The sequence below is a fragment of the Rhizobium sp. IBUN genome, assembly GCF_000510625.1.
Lineage (GTDB): Bacteria > Pseudomonadota > Alphaproteobacteria > Rhizobiales > Rhizobiaceae > Rhizobium > Rhizobium altiplani.
Window position 1 is genome coordinate 1 of record NZ_AZNV01000056.1, and the last position, 21,078, is coordinate 21,078.

At 60.5% G+C, this 21,078-nt stretch carries 17 protein-coding genes; 5 read left to right on the plus strand and 12 right to left on the minus strand.

The genetic code is table 11. The annotated features are described in order from the left end of the window. Nucleotides 1-399, plus strand: a 399-nt coding sequence (locus RHIBUN_RS0129705) for an alpha/beta hydrolase (protein ID WP_025662402.1), incomplete at its 5' end; no start/stop codon positions are given. A 232-nt stretch (nt 400-631) separates the two neighbouring features. Here the strand turns inward: RHIBUN_RS0129705 and RHIBUN_RS0129710 are convergent. Further along, nucleotides 632-1,375 carry an ROK family protein gene (locus tag RHIBUN_RS0129710; protein ID WP_025662403.1) on the minus strand — a complete coding sequence of 248 codons (744 nt, stop codon included), beginning with the start codon at nt 1,373-1,375 and terminating at the stop codon, nt 632-634. A gap of 166 nt (nt 1,376-1,541) precedes the next feature. Between RHIBUN_RS0129710 and RHIBUN_RS0129715 the strand changes: the two genes are divergently transcribed. Together RHIBUN_RS0129715 and RHIBUN_RS0129720 are read left to right on the plus strand one after the other, a co-directional pair. After that, nucleotides 1,542-3,950, plus strand: coding sequence for a glucan 1,4-alpha-glucosidase (locus tag RHIBUN_RS0129715; protein ID WP_025662404.1), 2,409 nt, complete (start codon nt 1,542-1,544; stop codon nt 3,948-3,950). A 154-nt stretch (nt 3,951-4,104) separates the two neighbouring features. After that, nucleotides 4,105-4,740 carry a hypothetical protein gene (locus RHIBUN_RS0129720; protein ID WP_025662405.1) on the plus strand — a complete coding sequence of 212 codons (636 nt, stop codon included), beginning with the start codon at nt 4,105-4,107 and terminating at the stop codon, nt 4,738-4,740. A gap of 211 nt (nt 4,741-4,951) precedes the next feature. Here RHIBUN_RS0129720 and RHIBUN_RS0129725 read toward each other — a convergent pair whose 3' ends face one another. The 7 genes from RHIBUN_RS0129725 to RHIBUN_RS0129755 all read right to left on the minus strand — a co-directional run bounded on the left by RHIBUN_RS0129725 (nt 4,952) and on the right by RHIBUN_RS0129755 (nt 11,231). Beyond that, nucleotides 4,952-5,941 (minus strand): sugar kinase, encoded by a 990-nt coding sequence (locus tag RHIBUN_RS0129725; protein WP_025662406.1) that lies wholly within the window; start codon nt 5,939-5,941, stop codon nt 4,952-4,954. Continuing rightward, a complete protein-coding gene (locus tag RHIBUN_RS0129730) occupies nt 5,938-6,753 on the minus strand; it encodes a carbohydrate ABC transporter permease (protein ID WP_025662407.1) in 816 nt (271 codons plus the stop codon). Before RHIBUN_RS0129730 ends, RHIBUN_RS0129725 begins: the two co-directional genes overlap by 4 nt. Next, complete coding sequence (locus RHIBUN_RS0129735) at nt 6,753-7,694, minus strand: sugar ABC transporter permease (protein ID WP_025662408.1); 942 nt, start codon at nt 7,692-7,694, stop codon at nt 6,753-6,755. The genes RHIBUN_RS0129730 and RHIBUN_RS0129735 overlap by 1 nt, the downstream gene beginning before the upstream one ends. Next, the gene (locus RHIBUN_RS0129740; protein WP_025662409.1) at nt 7,694-9,025 is read right to left on the minus strand and encodes a sugar ABC transporter substrate-binding protein; all 1,332 of its coding nucleotides are present in this window, start codon (nt 9,023-9,025) and stop codon (nt 7,694-7,696) included. Before RHIBUN_RS0129740 ends, RHIBUN_RS0129735 begins: the two co-directional genes overlap by 1 nt. Nucleotides 9,026-9,077: 52 nt before the next feature. Then, nucleotides 9,078-9,755, minus strand: coding sequence for a GntR family transcriptional regulator (locus tag RHIBUN_RS0129745; protein WP_025662410.1), 678 nt, complete (start codon nt 9,753-9,755; stop codon nt 9,078-9,080). 5 nt (nt 9,756-9,760) lie between these two features. Further along, nucleotides 9,761-10,645 (minus strand): dihydrodipicolinate synthase family protein, encoded by an 885-nt coding sequence (locus RHIBUN_RS0129750; protein ID WP_025662411.1) that lies wholly within the window; start codon nt 10,643-10,645, stop codon nt 9,761-9,763. Between the two features lie 142 nt (nt 10,646-10,787). After that, nucleotides 10,788-11,231, minus strand: a complete 444-nt coding sequence (locus RHIBUN_RS0129755) for an Lrp/AsnC ligand binding domain-containing protein (protein ID WP_272481257.1) — start codon at nt 11,229-11,231, stop codon at nt 10,788-10,790. 145 nt (nt 11,232-11,376) lie between these two features. Here RHIBUN_RS0129755 and putA point away from each other — a divergent pair, with 145 nt between their 5' ends. Next, on the plus strand, nt 11,377-15,087 hold the full coding sequence (putA, locus tag RHIBUN_RS0129760) for a trifunctional transcriptional regulator/proline dehydrogenase/L-glutamate gamma-semialdehyde dehydrogenase (protein ID WP_025662413.1): 3,711 nt from the start codon (nt 11,377-11,379) through the stop codon (nt 15,085-15,087). Nucleotides 15,088-15,220: 133 nt separating this feature from the next. Here the strand turns inward: putA and RHIBUN_RS0129765 are convergent, their stop codons facing one another. The 4 genes from RHIBUN_RS0129765 to RHIBUN_RS0129780 form a co-directional block, all read right to left on the minus strand. Beyond that, nucleotides 15,221-16,729 carry an arylsulfatase gene (locus tag RHIBUN_RS0129765; RefSeq protein ID WP_245271765.1) on the minus strand — a complete coding sequence of 503 codons (1,509 nt, stop codon included), beginning with the start codon at nt 16,727-16,729 and terminating at the stop codon, nt 15,221-15,223. A 75-nt stretch (nt 16,730-16,804) separates the two neighbouring features. Then, complete coding sequence (locus tag RHIBUN_RS0129770; RefSeq protein WP_025662415.1) at nt 16,805-17,176, minus strand: response regulator; 372 nt, start codon at nt 17,174-17,176, stop codon at nt 16,805-16,807. Nucleotides 17,177-17,275: 99 nt separating this feature from the next. Then, nucleotides 17,276-17,908: a response regulator gene (locus RHIBUN_RS0129775; RefSeq protein WP_025662416.1), complete on the minus strand. Its 633-nt coding sequence runs from the start codon at nt 17,906-17,908 to the stop codon at nt 17,276-17,278. Further along, nucleotides 17,905-19,788, minus strand: a complete 1,884-nt coding sequence (locus RHIBUN_RS0129780; RefSeq protein WP_025662417.1) for a HAMP domain-containing sensor histidine kinase — start codon at nt 19,786-19,788, stop codon at nt 17,905-17,907. The genes RHIBUN_RS0129775 and RHIBUN_RS0129780 overlap by 4 nt, the downstream gene beginning before the upstream one ends. A gap of 190 nt (nt 19,789-19,978) precedes the next feature. Here RHIBUN_RS0129780 and RHIBUN_RS0129785 point away from each other — a divergent pair, with 190 nt between their 5' ends. Next, nucleotides 19,979-20,986, plus strand: coding sequence for an HAD family hydrolase (locus RHIBUN_RS0129785; protein WP_025662418.1), 1,008 nt, complete (start codon nt 19,979-19,981; stop codon nt 20,984-20,986). Nucleotides 20,987-21,078 lie beyond the last annotated feature (92 nt).

Genomic DNA, 21,078 nt, shown 5'->3' on the forward strand with positions numbered 1-21,078 from the left:
GTTTCAAGTTTCATCACGGGAAAGGTCTCGCGTTTGGGCGCGATCGATCCGACCGTTGAGCCCTATCGCTCGAAACTCGAAGCCGCCGGCATTACCGCCATCGATCTCACCAAGGTCAAAGGCGAAGGCCTGAACCACGGCAAGTTCGCCGAAAGTCCTGAAATCGTCCAGCTGATTGGCCAGCGGATCGTCACCGGTCAGACGCTGACGGATTCCAACGTCACGCTCGGCCAGGGACTTACCGCTGTCGTCGGCGGAACAGTGACGACCATCGGTAACGTCGCAGCCACGGCTGTCGCCGCGCCGGTCACGGTGCTTGAACAGCCGATGCGGGCCAAGAAGCGCCCGGTCGACGAAACCCTGCAAGGTGATCTCAAACCACAGCAGTTGACCCAGTAGGCGCTCCGGGCATCGCCAACTGCTCCAGAAATTGCTCGCGTCCAGCTCAGGCCGTTCTTTGCAATCTTCTTGAAGCCTATGGTGAGGGTTGCGTCGCTCTACGAGACGACGGCGTTGAGGCCTTGACCTACCCCTTCATAAGGGGGTTGCCGTTCGGCTTGGGATCACGTTGGGAGGCCAAGCCCTGCAGTCGTCCCAAATAGGTCATCCACTTTCGTGAGAGGCGTCGAGTTTAGATGCGCAGGCTGTCATCCAACCAGACCCGAAAACCGCCGCGGAAGGCGTTGTCGTTGTTGCCGCGGCGGCACTTCGGTGGCAGTTCCTTGAGCCGGTCGACATTGCCGCCGCCTATGACGATGTAGTCCGGCAGCAGGGCAGCACCCAAGCGGTCGGCGACGTCGAATACCGATTTTCGCCATTTGCTTTTGCCGCGACGCTTCAGGCCGCGTTCGCCGACATAATCCTCGAATGTCGCCTTTCGGTAGGGCATGTGCGCCAGTTCCAGAGGCATGCAAACGTTCTCGGCGATAATGGCCGAACCGAGGCCAGTGCCGAGGCCGAGAAAGAGCATGCGGCCTGCCTGGTAACTGCCGATCGCCTGCATGAGTGCGTCGTTTACCATCCGCACTGGCCGTTCAAACGCTGCTTCGAAATCAAAATTCTTCCAGCCCGGCCCGAGGTTAAATGGATCGGCGGCGGCCCGGTGGGCGATAACCGGTCCGGGATATCCCATCGCGACAAGGTCGTAGTGCCAGTCTTCCGTGAGCTTGCGCAGTGCCGCCACCATCTTGGCCGCTGTCATCTGATGGCCGGATTCGACCGCGCGCCGTTCGCTGCCGCTGCTGAGTTCAACCTTCACATGTGACCCGCCGATATCGATGGCAAGCACAGTGCGATCAGCAGGTCCGGTGCTCGCCTCGGGCTTGCCATGCTTGCGCTCTTGCGATGCTGCGATTGTTTCAGTTGTCCCAGCCATGTTCTGCGCTCCTCTACGGGCCGTGCCCATAATTGCTCCCGCATTGCGCTATCGGGGTCAAGATCAGGACTGGCTGTCGAGTTCCAGAAGGCAATGGGGCGTCGCTTGATTTCAACCCGATGATGGCTCACTGAAGAAGAGTGCATTTTGAACGGAGGATCAGCAGTTGGCCTTTCCGACATTGCCCCCCGGTGCTCTTGTCCCACCAGGCGCACCCGGTATCGAGCCCCGTTGGACTTCGAGCGACAAGAGCGCGGTTGGCACCGCCGTCAGCGTGGCCAGCCGCGTTTGGTTCACAGCAAGCCACGGAATCCTTAACGAGATCTACGGGCCGCGGCTCGATATGGCCTGCGTCCGCGATTTCGGCTTCATCGTGACGGCGGACGGCTATTTCTCCGAGGAGAAGCGCGACACAGATCATCAAGTCCATGCGGTCGAGGACGGTGTTCCGGCGTTTCGTCTCGTCAACACCGCCCACGACGGCCGCTATCGGATCTCCAAGACCATCCTTTCAGACCCTGAGCGCGAAGTGGTGTTGCAGGACCTCCGTTTTGAGGTCTTGGCCGGCAAGCTTTCCGACTACCGGCTGCATGCACTTATTGCGCCGCATCTCGTCAACGGCGGCGCCGATAACACAGCTTGGTGTGGTGATTTCAAGGGTCGGCCCATGCTCTTCGCCGAGGGCTCGGGACGAGCGCTTGCGATTGCTGCATCTGTCCCCTGGCTTGCGCGGTCGGCGGGCTATGCCGGCTTCTCCGATGGCTGGCAGGCTTTGTCGCGCGGGGAGGAGCTGAAGGAGGAATACCACTGTGCGCCGTCGGGCAACGTCGCGCTATCTGGGACGCTCGACATGGAGGCAACTGGAGGGCGGGTGCAGATCGCCATCGGCTTCGGCACGCAACCCGAGGAAGCTGCCTTTCGGGCCATACTCAGCCTGGAACAAGGTATCGAGCCGGCGCTGAAGCATTTTCGCAACGGCTGGCGGGACTGGCAGGGGGGATTGCTCACCCTCGACGAGCCCCATGAACCTGGCCGATTGAACCGGTACCGCGTCAGCACAGGCGTGCTCGCCACCCACTGTGACGATGCCTCGGGCGCCATCATAGCGAGCCTTTCCATCCCTTGGGGTTTCAACAAGAGCGACGACGACCTCGGCGGCTACCATCTCGTCTGGACGCGTGACCTGGTGGAAACGGCGGGCGGGTTGCTTGCCGCGGGTGCGGGAACCGACGCGCGTGCGGTGCTCAACTATCTCTCCGCGATCCAGGAAGCCGATGGCCATTGGGTGCAGAATGCTTGGCTCGACGGCCGCCCCTACTGGCATGGCATCCAGATGGACGAGACGGCGTTTCCCATCCTGCTTTACGACATGCTGCTGCGCGCCGGCGAGATCGACGCGTCGGGGGCTGGCCGATACCTGCCGATGATCGAGGCTGCTGCGGCCTATATTGTCAGAAACGGTCCCGCCACCCAGCAGGATCGTTGGGAGGAGGATGCCGGTTATTCCCCTTTTACGCTCGCCGTCGAGATCGCCGGGTTGCTCGCGGCGGCCGACGCGGTGGAGGCGGCCGGGCGATTGTCGGCGGCGCAATACCTTCGCGAGGTAGCCGACGGCTGGAGCGAGCGGATCGACGAATGGACTTACGCCTCCGACACGGAACTGTCGCGCCGGTTGGGCATCGATGGCTACTATGTGCGGATCGCCACGGCGACGGGCGGCAGCTCCTCGCTCGGTCGCGACTTCATCCCGATCCGCAACCGCGACGACGGCGCGGCCGTCATCGAAGCGGATCTGCTTCTCAGCCCCGATGCGCTTGCGCTTGTCCGGTTCGGTCTTCGATCCGCGGATGATCCGCGTATCCTCGGTACCGTGGCGGCGATCGATGCCGAGTTGCGGCGCGATCTTCCGGCCGGATCCTACTGGTATCGGTACAATGATGACGGTTATGGCGAGCGCGTCGACGGCGCCCCCTTCGCCGGCAGCGGCGTCGGCAGGCTCTGGCCGCTTCTGACCGGTGAACGCGCGCATTATGAGCTCGCCGCCGGGCGACCGGACGAGGCGCGGCGCCTGCTGGCGGCACTAGAAGCCTCGGCAAGCGACGGCGGTTTATTGCCCGAGCAGATTTGGGATAATGAGGACGTGCCCGAACGCGAGCTTTTTCTTGGTCGCCCTTCCGGTAGCGCCATGCCCTTGGTCTGGGCCCATGCGGAACACATCAAATTGCTGCGCTCGATCCGCGATGGAGTCATTTTCGACATGCCACCCCAGACTGTTGCGCGCTATGTCGCCGGTCAGCCGCCGATTGCGCCTTTCGCCTGGCGCCTGACCGACAAGCGGACCGTGATGGCGACAGGACGTAGCCTGCGCATTGAACTGAGTGAGACTGCCATCGTGCATTGGTCGACCGACGCCTGGGCTCATGTCACGGACAGCCATACCCATGATACGGGCTTCGGTACTCATGTCTGCGACTTGCCGACCAAAATGCTCGGCCCTGGCATCGTCGTCTTCACCATCTTCTGGACAACTAGGCAGCAGTGGGAAGGCACCGATTTCTACATCGACGTGATTTGAAACTCGCATGTGCCGGGTGAGACGGTGGAATTGCGAAGACACCGCCTAGAAACTGAGCCAGTGGGGCCGGCAATAGGAACGCACAGGTTAGCGAACGCTGCGGGCGTCGTGACACAGATCGCAATGCACGACGGGGCGGTCGCCACTGCCAGAATTGGCGGGCGAGGGAAAATTCCGCATCGACAGGGTGGCCTGTCAGATCGTCACGGAACAGAGACTAACGCCGGAGGAAATCGCCGAGTTGCCCCCGCACGTGCGAAACGATCCGCGATATCATCACTCAATAGAAAGAACGCCAGCGGGATCGTCCAACGCGATCACGCCACTGGCGGTGGATTTCGCCAACGAGGTCTTGGTCGACGTATTGTACGCGGCCGAAGACCTTGTGGGGCAAACCGCGCACTCGGCCAAGCTTGTGATTTCGGGAACCGGTTGGAGCGAGGTGTCCGTGCCGATGTCTACTTTGGTAGGCAAGGTAGAGGGTGAGGGCCGCAGGTTGGGTGCGGTGGCCGCGAACGACAGTCAGTGGGTCCAAGTCCATGCGGCTAGTCTTGTTGCGGCGACCGTCCTACAACGGAACCTCGCGGACCAGGTTCGGGACATTGAGGCGTGGGCGAAGCAAGACATCCAAATATTGATCCCGCCAGACGCCGATGTCCGTCAGGTGCGCCCCAATATGCAAGCGAACGGTTTGAGTGCCAATTTGGCAGATCGGATGGACTTACCCACAAACCAGCGAGACGGCATCAACGCATTGTCGCGGTCGTCATTCACCGAGCAACTGGAATGAGTTCTCGCCAGCTTCCGCTTGCGATTGGTGGACTGCGTCGGCACGGGAAACGGGCGACTGGTCGGGACACCGGAACAGGAGGATGACCCGACCGGTGCCCCAAGCTCACTTACTTCTGGCCCCTGCCGTTGTTACCAGAGGCTGCGCCGCCGACGCCCAGTGAATGCACCGCCTGAGCGCGAGACCCTGGGGAAGTCGTCTGGCATGATCTTCAAACGGCTTGGTCAGCGGGTCGGGTGACGTCGACGGCACGGGCCGGCCAACTCGTCAACGCCTCATCAAGTTCTGCTCGATCAGGCGCCCCGATGCGCCCTCCAAACGTCCGGCACTTTATGGCCGCCGCCATCGATGACGAGCGCATCACATCCTCCACCGCCATGCCCTCGCAAAGCATCAGCGCAAAGGTTCCGTGGAAGATATCGCCCGCGGCCAGCGTATCGACGGCTCTAATGCGTGGTGCCTCGAGATGACGGATAAGGGCGTCATCATCATCGAACCAGTAAGAACCTCTCTCGCCGAATGTCACGCTGACGAAGGCATGAGCGAACGTCTCCTTCAACTGGCGAACGATCGACACCGGATCTGATGCTCCCGTCAGTCGTTCGGCGGCCGGTTGCGAAAAGATAATGTGGCTTGCGGCCGGCCCCAGCATCTCGATCACGCCTTCGGGCGCAACGTCGCCATCGAGGATGGCAGGAATGCCTGCTTCTCGGGCAGCAAGCAATGTCTTGAGAGCGAGCTCTGGCCAACGCACATCGACCAGAACAGCATCAAATGCCGCGATATCTTCAGCGGAGACGGGTTGGACGCCGTGATGCAGCCGCGGATCATAAAACGGTATGATCAGGCGTTCGCCGGCATCATCGATCAGGATCGTCGATACGGCTGAGCGGGCGCCTGCCACGCAACGCATGCCAGCGGTATCGATGCCGCTTGCAGCCAGATCGCCGATGATGCGCTCGCCGGTCTCGTCATCTCCGACAGCGCCCCAGATGCTGGCGCTCCCGCCAAGCCTTGCAACAGCATAAGCGGCACTCGAGGCCATTCCTTCTGCGATCTGCAACATGTCGGTTGGCAGCACTTTACCTTGGCCGGCGGGAATGACATCGACCCTGAAGAGCGTATCAAGAACAGCGGCTCCGACGCACAGAATACGCCGCGCCGGCTTCGACTGCTGCTTGCTCGGGATCGTCGATGTCACTTCACCGCACCCGCCGTCAGGCCGGCAACGATCTGCCTTTGTGCAAAGACGGTCAGGATCAATACCGGCAGGGTGACGATCAAGGCCGCGGCAGCAAGCGGACCCCAGCTGACCTGCTCGAACGACAGCATGTTGTAGACCGCGACAGGCAGCGTACGCGTCTCACGACTTGCAAGGACGATGCCGAACACGAAGTTGTTCCAGGAGAAAATCACCGACAGGATGAAGGCGACGACGATCCCGGGCCTTGCGATCGGCAAGGCCACCAGGCGGAAAACCTGCCAGGGCGTTGCCCCGTCGATGCTTGCGGCTTCTTCCAGCTCCATCGGCGTCGTTTCGAAATAGCCGATCATGATCCAGACGACGATCGGGACGGTTACGACAAGGTGAATGATGATCTGTGGCCAGAGCGTGCCGAGCAGGTTCAGCCACTGGAACAGCAGGAACAGCGGAATGAGGAAGGAAAGGCCGGGCGTCATGCGCGCAATCATGATGACGACGGCGGATTTCTCAGCCTTCAGGCGGGCAATGCCGTAACCAGCCGGCACGCCGATAACAAGCGCCAGAAGTGTCGCCGTACCAGTCACCAGGACCGAATTCCAGAGATAAAGGAAGAAGTTGTTCTCCTCGAACACCTTGGCGTAATTCGACCAGGCGAAGCGTTCGGGGATGAAGATCGGGGGGAAGGCGCCGTTGTCGATCTCGTACTTCAAGGACAGTGAGATCATCCAGAGGAAGAACAGCACCACCGGCGATACCATCACCAGCGCCACGAACAGAAGTCCGATGCGATCGAGTGCCTTGCGCTTCATCAGCGTGTCTCCCCGTCGGACCAGTTGGCGCGCTGCTTTATCATCAGCAGGATGAAGGAAAGCACCACGATCAGAACAAAGAAGACGACCGCCATCGCCGAGCCATATCCGATGTCATAGTAGGAAAAGGCGGTGTTATAGAGATAGATGTTGATCGTCTCCGATGCGGTGCCCGGTCCGCCCTGTGTCATCGCGTAGATGATGTCGAAGCTCTTGACTGCATCGATGCTGCGAATGATCACGGCGATCATCAGGAACGGCGCGATCATCGGCAGTGTCAGGTACCGAAACTTCTGCCAGACATTGGCGCCATCGATTTCCGCGCTCTCGTAGGGTTCGCGTGGCACGGCGGCCAGGCCCCCGAGCACGATCAGCATGACGAGCGGTGTCCATTGCCAGGTTTCCACAAGCACCAGCGAGGGAATGACGCTCGTCTGGTTGTAGATCCATTCCTGCGGACCGATCCCGACATAGGAAAGCAGGTAGTTCAGGACACCGAGCTGCGGATGGAACATCATCGTCCAGACGAGCGCGATGGCGACCGGCGTCGCCATCATCGGCATCACGAACACTCCGCGCAGAATACCACGCAGTGGAAACTGGGTATCGAAGATGAGGGCGGCCAGGGTCCCGAGAAAAAGCGGAGCGACGACCGACAGCGTCGTGTAGAGCACGGTATGCCACAACGAGTCCCAAAAGCGCGGGTCAACCGCCAGGCGCAGGTAGTTATCCAACCCGGCAAAGACCTGTGCCTGGCCAAGCGTCCAGCTGTTGACGCTCATCCACAGGGTAAAGACCCAGGGAAAAACGATGACAGCCGCCACGACGATCAGCGCGGGAATGACGAAAGGCCAGTAGTTGGGAGCAAACCGGCCCGGTTTGCTCCTCTGCTTTTGCTTGGCCTTGGCCGCGGTTGCGGCTTCCATGCTCACCGAAGACATTATCCCTCGCTTCGTGCCAGCACCGGCTCGAACTGAGCCGTGGCCGTCTTCAGCTCGGCAGCCGGATCAGCGCCACCGATCATGTTGGTGAGCCCGACGCCATAGATGTCGCGGAACTCCGTGACGGGAATGATGATCGGCAAGGCAAGTTGAGACACCTTTGCGGAGCCCGCGACAGCATCGAGCCATGCGGCCGGCATCTTCACGCCTTCGCGTACCTTCTGATCCTCAAGGACCGACTGACGGAAGGGAACACCGGCGCCAGCCTGCAGCAGGCGCGCACCCATGTCATGGGAAATCGCCCACTGGCAGAAGAGATATGCGGCTTCCTTCTTCTGGCTTGCAGCCACGACACCGAGCCCGTCTCCGGTTGTTGCCGCCGCCTGGGCCTTCGGACCTTTCGGCATGATGCCGTAACCGACCTGGCCGACGACACGCGACTTTTCCGGGTTCTCGATCGGCGGCGCAAAGCCGACGCCATCGAGCCACATGCCGATCTTGCCCTGCAGGAAGGCCGACTGGGCTTCTGCCCAGTTGAAGCCGGAGACGCCGGGAGGAGCGGCTTTGGTCATCAGGCGCTGGTAGAGCTTGGCCGCTTCAACAGCCTCTTCGGAATTGGTGCGCAGCTTGCCGTCCGCCCCAAGCGGGCTCGATCCGTAGCCGAGCAACAACGTCGTCCAGACCGGCGTATTGGCGTTCTTCAGGCCACGAGCGACGAAGCCATAGGTGTTGGTCGAGGGATCCGTCAACGCTTCGGCAGCGCTTGCCATTTCCTCGAATGTGGTCGGATAGGAAAGCCCCTTCTTTTCGAAGAGCGCCTTGTTCCAGTACACGATCCAGTAGTCCACCGAGAAGGGCAGGGAGCGCAGGACGCCTTCAGGGTCCTTGGCGAAGGTCATGCCGGCGCCGGCAAAGTCGCTCTCGACCAGCGACGGATCAGTCAGCGATGGATCCTTGAGGAAGCCGCTGATATCGGCAAGCCAGCCGCCCTTTTCGAACTGTCGCTTCTGGACGTGATAGCTCATATGCACCACGTCGAAACTCGGCTTGCCTGAGCTCAGTTCGATCGTGGTTTTCTGACGCTGCTGCTGCTCTGGCGTCGCTTCTGCATTGACCTTGATGCCCGTCAGCTCTTCAAACTCCGGGAGATACTTGATGAGTGTCTCGCTGCGAGGGCTCTTGACCAGATTGACTTCCAGCGTCGTGCCGGCGAAACGCTTCCAGTCGACGGCCGCCGATGCAGAGCGCACGCCCATGAGGCTGCTGGCGCCGAGTGCCGCGGTTCCGGCGAGAAAGCCGCGCCGGGTGGGATTCAAGAATGATGATGGCATGTAAGTCCTCCTCTTGTTGCCGCCGATCTCCTCATCGCCGGCTATGATGCAGTTAGATCCGCAGGGCACGATCCCTGGCGTGGTTGATGTGAGCGGCGAGGTTGTTCACCGCATCCTCGGCCGAGCGGCTTTCGATCGCCTCCAGGACCTTCAGATGCTCTCCCATGACAGGACCGACACGCCCGTCGATACGGAAGCGTTCCTGGCTGATCAGGCGCATCTTGATCGAATTGACCCGGTAGGCGTTGGAAATGATCGTATTGCCAAGCGCGTCGATGAAGGCGTCATGCATGCCCCAGTCGACGGCTTGTGCACGTAGTTCAAGCTCATGGGAGGCGTCGCCACTGGCGATGGCTTCGGCGATATCGCGATGCTGCTTGATGAGGCCGGCAATCGTTTCATCGGAGGCGGAGCGCGTGAAGAGCGCCACCGCCTCCTTCTCCAGGAAGAGCCGGAGCTGAAAAGCCTCGCGGATGAGATTGAGGTCGATATGGGCGATCTGCAGGCCGCGCTGCGGGACCGTCTTGATCAGTCCTTCGGCCTCGAGCCGCGGGATTAGCTCGCGTATTGCAGCAAGCGTCAGGCCGGTCAACTCGACGAGGCGGCGCTGGGAGACAAATTGGCCGGGACGCACGTCGCGCGCCAGCAGGTGGCGCGTGAAGCTTTCATACGCCTTTTCCCGCAGCGTCGGCTGCTCGTCCAGTCCGTCCATTGCCTCCCCCTCGTACATGGCGCCTATGCAGCCTTGGAGCGGAAAAGTGAATCGAAGGCAAGAGCAAGCTGCTCCTGCCCCTCGCCAGATATCGAAATGAGTGGTGGGCGAACCGCAAGCCACACATCGTCGCAGGTTTGCCTGGCCACCATGACCTTGACTGCCGGGGTAACCGGATACTTCAGAAGTTCGGCGACAAAATCCTCGACGCGGGCATCGTCCCTGCCTTCTTCCGCCATCAGCTTGACCTCCGCGGGCAGGAAGTTCGCCATCCCCGAGATCGCGCCTTGTCCGCCGAGGCGGACACCCTTTGCGAGGTGGCGCTCGTCGCCGATCAGGATGATGAGGTCACCGTGCGCCTTCAAAAGGGCTTCGGTGAACGGCCAGTCGCCGGACGAATCCTTCACGCCCGTGACAACCGTTGGAAAGGCCGTCCGCAAGCGCCCGATCAGAGACACGGTCAGGGGCACCATCGTAACGGAGGGAATATTGTAGACGATGATGTCGCGCGCCTTGTCGCCGAGGATCACAAAGACCGCCGAGAACCATTTGAAGAGGCCGTCATCGCTCACATTCTTGAAGTAGGAGGGCGGGGCAAGCAGGATGTTGCGCACGCCACGCGAAAGGGCGTACCCAGCCTGGGCTGCGGCATCTTCGGCGGCGTCAACAAGCACCCCCATGACGATCTTCCGCGGCTCGATACCGGCATCCAGGAATGCTCCGAGGATATGTTCACGCTCCTGGGTCCCGATCGACGATCCCTCGCCGGTGGTGCCAAAAAGCGTGACACTCGAACATCCAGACGCAAGGCTTTGTTTTGCCTGCCTAATCATCGTATCGACGGCGATCTCTCCGCTGATTTCGAACGGCGTGGCTAGCGCAACGGAAAGGCCAAATTTCTCAGTCAATATCCATCCTCCAAGGCAATGTGTTAGACGTAACAGACTGACATGTTAGTTGTAAATAGGTAATATATGGCCATGGAAATTTCCCCCGCGGCAAACAGGGCGGGCGGTGGATAATTTAGGCTGAGCTAGGCCGGGCCGTCCTTCAGGCGCCGTTTTCCTTGACCGCCTCCATGGCCACGAAGGTCGATGTACTGGCGACGAAGGGGAGGCTCGATATCTTCTCGCCGAGCACGAGACGGTAATTGGCAATGTCTGATGTGCGGATCTTCAAGAGGTAGTCGAAAGCGCCGGCGATCATATGGCACTCCTCGACTTCCTGCAGCTTGCGCGCGGCGATGTTGAAGGCCTTCAGCGCGTGCTCACGCGTGTCGGAGAGCTTTACCTCTGTGAACGCGACATGATTCTTGCCAAGTTTCTTCACGTCGACGATTGCGCGGAAGCCAAGAATATAGCCATCCTCGATCAATCGCTTTAGTCTGACCTGGCAAGGAGTGTTGGACAGGCCGACCTTCTTCGCAAGATCGGTAATCGACATGCGACCGTCGGCGACAAGGGCCTCGATAATCCTGTGGTCGAACTGGTCGATTTCTCTGCCGTTTGCGATGGTAGTCACGATATTGCCTCTGATTTCCGTATAAATTAGGCAAATACATTTCATTCAGGCCTATTTCAAGTGAAATCAACTTCATAGATCTGCTATGTATCAGCCATACCTGATCTGGAGCAAAGACATGACGATCACCAACGATACGGTGGGCAAGGAAAGCAATGGCGTGCAGCCGCGTGAGGCTGCAAATCCTTTCGAGGGTTTCGCGCCGGCGGTCCGACCGCAAAGCGAGCTGCGTCGTGCCATTACGGCAGCTTACCGCACGCCGGAGACCGTCTGTGTTCCGCGCCTCGCCGAGGCTGCGACGCTTCCGGAAAAGGTCAGGCAAGACGCAGCTTCGACCGCTCGCAGGCTCATTGCGGCGCTTCGCGCCAAGCACAAGGGCACCGGCGTCGAAGGGCTCGTGCACGAATATTCTCTTTCGAGCCAGGAAGGCGTGGCACTCATGTGCCTGGCCGAGGCCCTGCTGCGCATCCCCGATACAGCAACGCGCGATGCCCTGATCCGCGACAAGATTGCTGAAGGAGATTGGAAGTCGCATCTGGGCGGTGGTCGCTCGCTCTTCGTCAACGCCGCGACCTGGGGTTTGGTGGTGACCGGCAAGCTCACCTCGACAGTCAACGATCGCAACCTCTCGGCAGCGCTCACCCGCCTGATTGCACGCTGCGGCGAGCCTGTCATCCGGCGTGGCGTCGACATGGCGATGCGCATGATGGGCGAGCAGTTCGTTACCGGCGAAACGATCGACGAGGCGCTGCAGCGGGCAAGGCCGCTTGAACAACGCGGCTTCCGCTATTCCTACGACATGCTGGGCGAGGCTGCGACCACAGGCGCCGACGCCGAACGCTACTACAAGGATTATGAAGCGGCGATCCACGCGATCGGCAAGGCATCCGACCGCCGCGGCATCTACGAAGGTCCCGGCATTTCGATCAAGCTTTCGGCCCTCCATCCCCGCTATTCGAGAGCCCAGAGCGCGCGCGTCATGGGCGAATTGCTGCCGAAGGTGAAGGCACTTGCGCTGATCGCCAAGTCCTATGATATCGGCCTCAACATCGACGCGGAGGAAGCCGACCGGCTGGAACTGTCGCTCGATATCCTCGAAACGCTGTGCCTGGACGAGGACCTTGCCGGCTGGAACGGCATGGGCTTCGTTGTCCAGGCCTATGGCAAGCGTTGCCCCTTTGTCCTCGACTTCATCATCGATCTTGCCCGCCGCGCCGGTCGCCGCATCATGGTTCGACTTGTCAAGGGCGCCTATTGGGATGCCGAAATCAAGCGCGCGCAGCTTGATGGCCTTGAAGACTTCCCTGTCTTTACCCGCAAGATCTACACGGACGTCTCCTATATTGCCTGCGCCAAGAAGCTGCTTGCCGCGACCGATGCCGTCTTCCCGCAGTTTGCCACCCACAATGCACAGACGCTCGCCACCATCTACCACATGGCCGGTTCCGACTACTACGTCGGCAAGTACGAGTTCCAGTGCCTGCACGGTATGGGCGAGCCATTGTACGACGAGGTTGTGGGCCGGCAGAATCTCAACCGTCCGTGCCGCATCTATGCGCCTGTCGGCACCCATGAAACGCTGCTTGCCTATCTTGTGCGCCGCCTTCTCGAAAACGGCGCCAACTCCTCCTTCGTCAACCGGATTGCCGACCCCAATGTCTCCATCGACGAGCTTGTCGCCGATCCGGTTGAGATGGTCGCGAGAATGCAGGTGCCAGGCCAGAAGCACGACAAGATTGCGCTTCCCTCCGACCTCTACGGCCAGCGCCGCAACTCTGCCGGCCTTGATGTCTCCAATGAAACATCGCTACAGGCGCTTACAGAAGCACTGAAGGCGAGCGCCACCCTCTCGTGGTCGGCCGCGCCAACCAACCCGACCGAAGCGGGAACTGCCCGCGACGTTCTCAACCCGGCCGACAACCGCGACGTTGTCGGAACAGTGCGCGAAGCAACCGCAAAAGAGGTCGCCTCGGCAGCCGCGATCGCCCTGAAAGCTGCTTCGTCCTGGGGATCGGTAACGCCGGGTCAAAGGGCAGCACTTCTTGATCGGGCTGCCGACATCATGCAGGCGAGGATGGAGACCTTGCTCGGCCTCATCATCCGCGAAGCCGGCAAATCGTTGCTCAATGCGATTGCCGAAGTGCGCGAGGCAATCGACTTCCTGCGCTACTACGCCGAGCAGACCCGCCGAACCCTTGGCCCTTCGCATGCGCCACTCGGACCGGTCGTGTGCATCAGCCCCTGGAACTTCCCACTGGCAATCTTTACCGGGCAGGTGGCGGCTGCTCTTGTTGCCGGCAACCCGGTTCTTGCCAAGCCCGCGGAAGAAACGCCGCTGATCGCCGCCGAAGCAGTTCGCATCCTGCATGAGGCTGGTATCCCCGACGATGTCGTCCAACTGGTTCCCGGCGACGGAAGGGTAGGGGCCGCCCTTGTCGCAGCGCCTGAAGCCGCCGCTGTGATGTTTACCGGCTCGACCGAGGTCGCCCGTCTGATCCAGGCGGAACTTGCCAAGCGTCTGTCAAAGGATGGCAAGCCGATTCCGCTGATTGCCGAAACTGGCGGTCAGAATGCCATGATCGTCGATTCCTCGGCGCTCGCCGAACAGGTCGTTGGCGACGTGATCGCCTCGGCGTTCGACAGCGCCGGGCAGCGCTGCTCGGCACTTCGTATCCTGTGCCTGCAGGAAGACGTCGCTGATCGCACGCTGGCCATGCTCAAGGGGGCGTTGCGCGAGCTTTCGATCGCCAACACCAACCGGCTGGCCTCCGACATCGGCCCGGTAATCACCGCCGAAGCCAAGGACATTATCGAGAAGCATGTAGATGCCATGGGCCGTTCCGGCAGTGCGGTGGAGCGCGTCGAATTGCCCGATGCGACCAGGAATGGCACCTTCGTTGCGCCGACGATCATTGAGATCAACAGGATCTCTGAACTCAAGCGCGAAGTGTTCGGGCCTGTCCTCCATGTCGTTCGCTGGCGCCGCCAGGACCTCGGTCACCTGATCGACGAGATCAATGCAACCGGATATGGCCTGACCTTCGGGCTCCATACACGCCTCGACGAAACGATTGCGAACGTTACCTCGCAGGTGAAGGCGGGCAACCTCTATGTGAATCGCAACGTCATCGGCGCAGTTGTCGGCGTCCAGCCCTTCGGTGGCCGCGGCTTGTCGGGCACCGGCCCCAAAGCGGGCGGGCCGCTCTATCTCGGGCGGTTGGTGACGACGCCACCGATCCCACCGCAGCACAGTTCCGTCTACAGCGACCCGGCTCTTTCGGACTTTGCGAAGTGGCTGGACCAGCAGGGCCTTTCCGAGGATGCTGAAATGGCGCGCCATCTCGGTAGCCAGTCGGCCCTCGGACTTGAAACCGAACTTGCCGGCCCCGTAGGTGAGCGCAACCTTTATGCGCTTCATCCCCGCGGACCGATCCTGTGCGCTCCGGTCTCCCCGACCGGCCTCATTCGCCAGGTCTCGGCTGTGCTTGCTACCGGCAACAGCGCGGTAATCGAATGCGATGGGAGCCTCCGCACAACGCTGAAAGATGTTCCCGTCAGCGTCGCGCAGCGGATTTCCTGGAAGGAGGCAAGTGCCCAGACCGAGCCGATGGCTGGCGCACTTGTTGAAGGCGATGCTGATCGTGTCTCCGCTATGCTGGCAAAGATCGCCGCGATGCCGGGCCCATTGCTGCTGACACAATCCGCTTTGACAGAGCAGCTCGAGCGCGATCCGGATGCTTATTGCCTCAACTGGCTTCTGGAAGAGGTATCCACCTCGATCAATACCGCCGCGGCCGGCGGCAATGCCAGCCTGATGTCGATCGGCTAGGAGGATCGACGAAACCAGATGCTCTGCTTCAGGCGCAACCAGCTGCGCCTGAAGAGGATTTGTTTTCCGAGGACTTCACTCGGGAACTGGCGACCATGGAACGAGTTGTTCAGTTCGCGCAAGGCTGCGGCAGCTAAAACCTTGTCATGTTCGCCGCCGGCGGGTTTGGTGATCGCGCAAGGCTCGCCTTATATTCTCCCACCGCCTGCAGCAGCGGCCCCAGAACCCAGTTGTACATCTCGCCGATATTGTGCTCCTCCTGTGGATCGGCCTCGATGTTGAATACTTGCGGATACCCGTTCATGGGTGCAGCACTCGCGCCAACGCCTCCCATCAACGTTGCGCCCCCTGCACCGCTACGGCCCGGCGCCACGTTGACGAAATACGCACGGAACTGTTTCCAGCGGGCTGCGACCAATTCCGACCCGACGAAGGTCAACAGATGATCACGGGCACCGTCGTCGTCCTCTCCCAGCAAGAGGCTGGTTTGATCCACACCGTCGATCGGCCGGTCATCCGGCACTTTGGCGCCGGCGATGTGAGCGAAGGTCGGGAAGAAATCCATGATCGAAAACATCGCGTACGAAGATCCCGGTTTGATCCGGCGCGGCCAGCGTATCGCCGCGGCCGTGCGTATCGCACCTTCGCTGATTTCGCCAAGCGCACCACGATAGGGTCCGGAACTGCCAATATCCGGCATGTCGCCGCCGAACCGGTCTGCGCCAGGGCCGTCCGGTCCGTTGTCTGATGCAAAGACCACGATCGTATCCTGCTCAACCCCAAGGTCCTTGATTGCGTCAAGCATCGTTCCAACAATCGCGTCGCCCTCCATCAGGGAGTCCCCGAACTGACCAATCCGCGACGCGCCCTCGAACCGTTTCGAAGGCAGGTTCGGGAAGTGCGTGCGCGATATCGGCAGGTAAAGGAAGAACGGCTTGCCCGCCGATTTTTGCCGCTTCATGAAGTCGATGCCGTGATCCGCCAGCTCCCAATCGATTTCGCGGCGCACGTCCTCGGTGTATGGCTTCACGGATTTAAGTGGCTGGCCGCGGCTCGCTTCGACGATTTGCGGCCCCTTGTCGAGAGGGATATCGAGCGCGTTCGTCTGCCTTGCCTGCCGGATCATTCCAAATGCGTCCCAGGTATCGCCGGGCGGAATACCGTAGAATTCGTCGAAACCCTGGTTTTGCGGTTGACTGTAGGCTTGCGCACCGAGATGCCACTTGCCGAAGATTGCGGTCGCGTAGCCTGCGTCATGCAGCATTTCCGCCATCGTGACTTCGTTTGCCGGTAAGGAAAAAGACGTGCCCGAAACAGCAACCAACGACAGTCCGGAACGAATGGAATAGCGTCCTGTCATCAAGGCTGCGCGAGACGGCGTACAGGAGGGCTCGACCAGAAACTGCGTCAGTCGCAGCCCTTCGGAGGCAAGCTGGTCAATGCGCGGCGTTGGCGATCCACGCAAATTCCCGCCTCCGTAAACGCCGATGTCTCCGTAGCCGATATTGTCGCCGAGAATGAACACGATGTTCGGTTTTGCTTGCTGAGCGGATGCGGTTCCGGCAGAAAACGGATGCACGCTGAGGCAGGACGCCATTGCTAGTGCTTCGGCCATCGGCCGCCAGTGTCTAAGCCATTCCATATTAGACCTCCCTGTTAGCGCGTCTGGCTGGTCAGTCTGCCTGAGCGTCGTGGCGGTCGGTCATCGTCCAAGAACTCACGATCCGATCGCCTTCTTCACCGCGTCGATGAGTCCGACCCCTGCGAAAGGCTTTCGCAGATAGGCGACACACCCGGCTCGTTCTGCCTGGATTTTCAGGCGGGGGTCTTCGAGGGCGGTGATGAAAATCACCGGCAGTTTCGATCCTGCCTCTTTCAACTTGTGCTGCAATTCGATCCCGGACATGCCGCCGAGGTCGATGTCCAATACGAGACAGTCGATCAGGATGTCTGGATCGCGACCGAGGAAGGCTTCTGCAGATTGGTACTCAACGGCCGGAAATCCGTAAGCGTAGAGCAGGCGTCCGACGCTTCGACGCAGGCTCGCATCATCATCGACAACCGCGACAGTGCCGCGCAGCTTTCCCACTATCATGCCCCCATTGGACATTTCTCGAGATACGCAGTTGCCACCCATTGTAGGCGCGTCGTCGAAAACTCGATATTGCCCTAAGGGGAAGGCGGCCCGTCACTTTGCGTCACGTCGTACCTGTCCGCGGTCGAGGCCGATGTCCGCAGCAATCGAAACGGCCTCTGCGAGTGACCTTGCTCCGAGCTTCTCCATCACCTGATGACGGTGAACCTTTACCGTGCGCTCCGATATACCAAGGGCGTAGGCAATCTGCTTGTTGAGGTTGCCACGGACAACAAGCCCAAACACTTCGGCTTCGCGGGCACTTAAGCCATTGACCAAAGTCCTCATTTGCTGCTGGCGATCATACTCGGTCCTGCGCGTCTCATACTGGGCCAACGCGCGCTGGATGGTTTCCATCAGGACCGCTCCTGAACTCGGCTTCTCCAGGAAGTCTTGGGCGCCCGCTTTCATCGCGTCGACGCCGGCCTTTATGTCCCCTTGTCCCGTAAGAAACACAATCGGAAGCAGCGGCGCGAGCTCGGATAGTTGGTGCTGTACCTGCAAGCCGGACCGACCGGGCATCTGCAGGTCAAGAAGAACGCAGCCCGGCTCGCAGCCTGGAAGGCGGGCAAGAAACGCATCACCGGACTCATAGACCTCCACCCTGACGCCATGGGCGGAAAGCAGCCGTGCCGTTGCCGTGCGGAAAGATTCATCGTCATCGACGATATGGACGACCGGCTTCATGAGTGTCGCTCCCCGCCTCGGGCAAGCGGGAGCGCCACACGAAAGATTGCGCCACCTTCAGGTCGGTTGGTCGCAGAGATCGTTCCGCCGTAAGTCTCAACAATCGCGCGCGCGATGGAAAGGCCAAGACCCGTTCCTGCCTGCTTTGTCGTGTAGAACGGCTCGAAGATGCTGGACAGGCGTTCCTGCGGAATTCCGTTGCCCGTGTCGGCCACGCAGAGCTCGGCTTTCTCTTTCACAACTCCTGTCGCCAGCGTCAGAATCCTGCTGTGGGACCCTGCCTCGGTCATGGCATCCATCGCATTGGTCGCCAGGTTGAGGACAACCTGCTGCACATGAACCCTGTCTGCGCGCACCGGTAGCTCTGTCGTCGGCCGCTTTGTCTTGAGCGTGATCCCCCTGCGTTCCGCCTCTCCGTGAATGATACTGATTGCGTTCGAGGTGACATCGTTCAGGTCGAACTCCTGCCAGTCGATCTCGCTTCGTTTCTTGAGCAATCCTCTCATCCGGCCAATGATGTCGCCCGCACGTTGATCATCTGCCTGGATGTCGAGAAGGATCTGGTGGATGAGCTGAAGGTCGGGGCTGTCATTTTGAAGCAGTACAGAGGCAGCCTCCGCGTTGTTTCTGATGGCCGACAGTGGCTGATTGAGCTCGTGGGCAACGGAAGACGACAACGCCCCCGCCGTCGCAGACTGGTTCAGGTGGACAGCTTCGAGCAGGTGAAGTCGCGACCGGCTTTCTGCCTCCTTTCGACGGCGTCGCTCGAGAAGGAGGGCTGCGATGATGCTGGCCTGCACCAAAACGACACCAAACGCTCCTGTCACTGCCAACCAGTGGCCTTCCCAAAGGCCCTTTTCCCTGTACATCTGGATGGCGCCCGCGGGCAGGTTCTTTTCCGCCAAGCCCCAACGCTTCAGTTGTCGCGCGTCGACGATGTAGGTCTGGGGCGCTTGAATATCCTTGAGCGGCCTACCGGCAATGGCATCGAGGACCAGGTCCCCGACGCTCTGACCCAAGGTTTCAAATGTGACGGTATTGCCGCCGACGACCCCGTAGTTGATGTAGGTCTGGTAGGGGCCATAAACCGGAGCACTGGCCGTTGCCGCAATTTTTCCTATCGCTTCGCGCGGTGTGAAATTCCGCCCGGCCTGATCCTTGAAGACCGTCAACGCCAGTATGATGCTGTCGGCAGGGACTTCGGCTGCCCGTTCGATGAATTGCTCGATCGTCAGGTTTTCGAGGTAAGTCGTTTCGTATGACCTGGAGAATTCGGCGAGGTCGGCGCGCGCCGTTGCCAGCCAACCCCGGTCGAACTCGGACGATCCGCCGATGATGTAGAGGTGACGGGCGCCGGGTTGCAGACCTCGCGCCATTTCCGCGGTCTTCAGAATGTCGAATGTCGTGAACGCGCCGATCACGTCGTCGGGAAGGTCGATGATTTCAGAGGTCGAGTTGCCAAAACCGGCCGCCACTATCTTCGCGTCGGGAGCGATGCTTGTCCGGTTTGTCGAAATGAAACTGGCCGACTCCTTGCCGAGCGCGACAACGACGTCCGGGCGACGGATGGCATACTTCTCTGCCATGTACCGCCCCAGTCGCTGCACATGTTCAGCCTCCGGAAACCGCGACAGGTCCAGGAACTCGGAGAACAGATCGATCTTCCCACTGGTTGCTTCAAGGAGCCGGCCTCGCAGTGCTTCCCCGGCAGCCGTGGTCGCAGCGATCCTTTCGTCATATGGGTAAAGTATGAGAACCCGCGGCGACCGATCGAGAGACGGGGGCGTAGTTTGCGAGGCAGCGACCGAGGCGGCCAGAAAGAGCGATGCCAGCAACACGCCAGCGCGCAGTAGTCGACCTTCCCCATTACCCAAGGCCATCGGTCCACCCCCAAAGCCGGAGGAGGATAACATCTTATCGGTGAGGTGTCATGCGCCGCCAAAGCCACTCATGGTTGCTCAGATTCCCCAAAGGGCAATATCGCGGAGGGAACGCATTCGTTAGAGTCGATGCATGCAGGAAGAGAAGGAACGCGCAGTCCGCGCCACTCTTGCCCTGGGGGTAAAAACAATGTTCCGCCAGCTCGTCAACGGGCCACTCCACGTGGCTGCCGCCGTCATCTTTGGGACGTTTGCCTTCGCAATATCCGCGTACGCACAAAGCGATCCCCTACCGTCCTGGAATGATACCGGGCCAAAAACGGCAATTGTGTCGTTCGTGGAGAGAGTGACAAAGCAGGGATCGCCCGAGTTCGTCCCGGAACCGGAACGGATCGCCGTCTTCGACAATGACGGGACCCTATGGGTCGAGCACCCCATGTACACCCAGCTTGCTTTTGCCCTTGACCGCGTGAAGATCCTCGCTCCGCAGCATCCGGAATGGCAGAACGTCCAGCCATTTAAGGCCGTGCTCGACGGCGACATGGAGACACTCGCCGCATCAGGGGAAAAGGGTCTGCTGGAACTCATCATGGTGACCCACGCGGGAATGACCACATCTGATTTTGAGGAGGTGGTGACCGACTGGCTTTCGACGGCCCGCGACCCGAAGTTCAAACGACCCTACACGGAACTCGTATACCAGCCGATGGTCGAGTTGCTTTCCTACTTGCGCGCCAACGGCTTCAAGACGTTCATCGTGTCGGGCGGCGGGGTTGAGTTCATGCGGCCATGGACGGAGAAGGTCTACGGCGTCCCCCCGGAGCAGGTCATCGGCTCCTCGATCAAGACGCAGTTCAAGATGCAGGACGACACGCCGACCTTGTACCGTCTGCCGGAAGTCAACTTCATCGACGACAAGGCCGGTAAGCCGGTTGGGATCAACCAGGCGATCGGTCGTCGTCCCATCGCAGCCTTCGGCAATTCCGACGGCGATTTCGAAATGCTGCAGTGGACGACAATGGCAGGCGCGCCCGCGCGTCTCGGGGTCCTCATTCACCACACCGATGAGGAACGTGAATATGCCTATGACCGCAAGAGCGAATTCGGCCACCTCGACAAGGCGCTCGATGCGGCCGCGATCACAGGCTGGACCGTCGTCGACATGAAGGCCGACTGGAAAAAGATCTTCAAGGACTAAGCGGGTCTGCTGTTTGGGAGATCGCTGCACCAGAAGTCTCTGACTTCAAAACGGGGCGTGGAAGGTGATGCAACACTACCCCGTTCCAACTG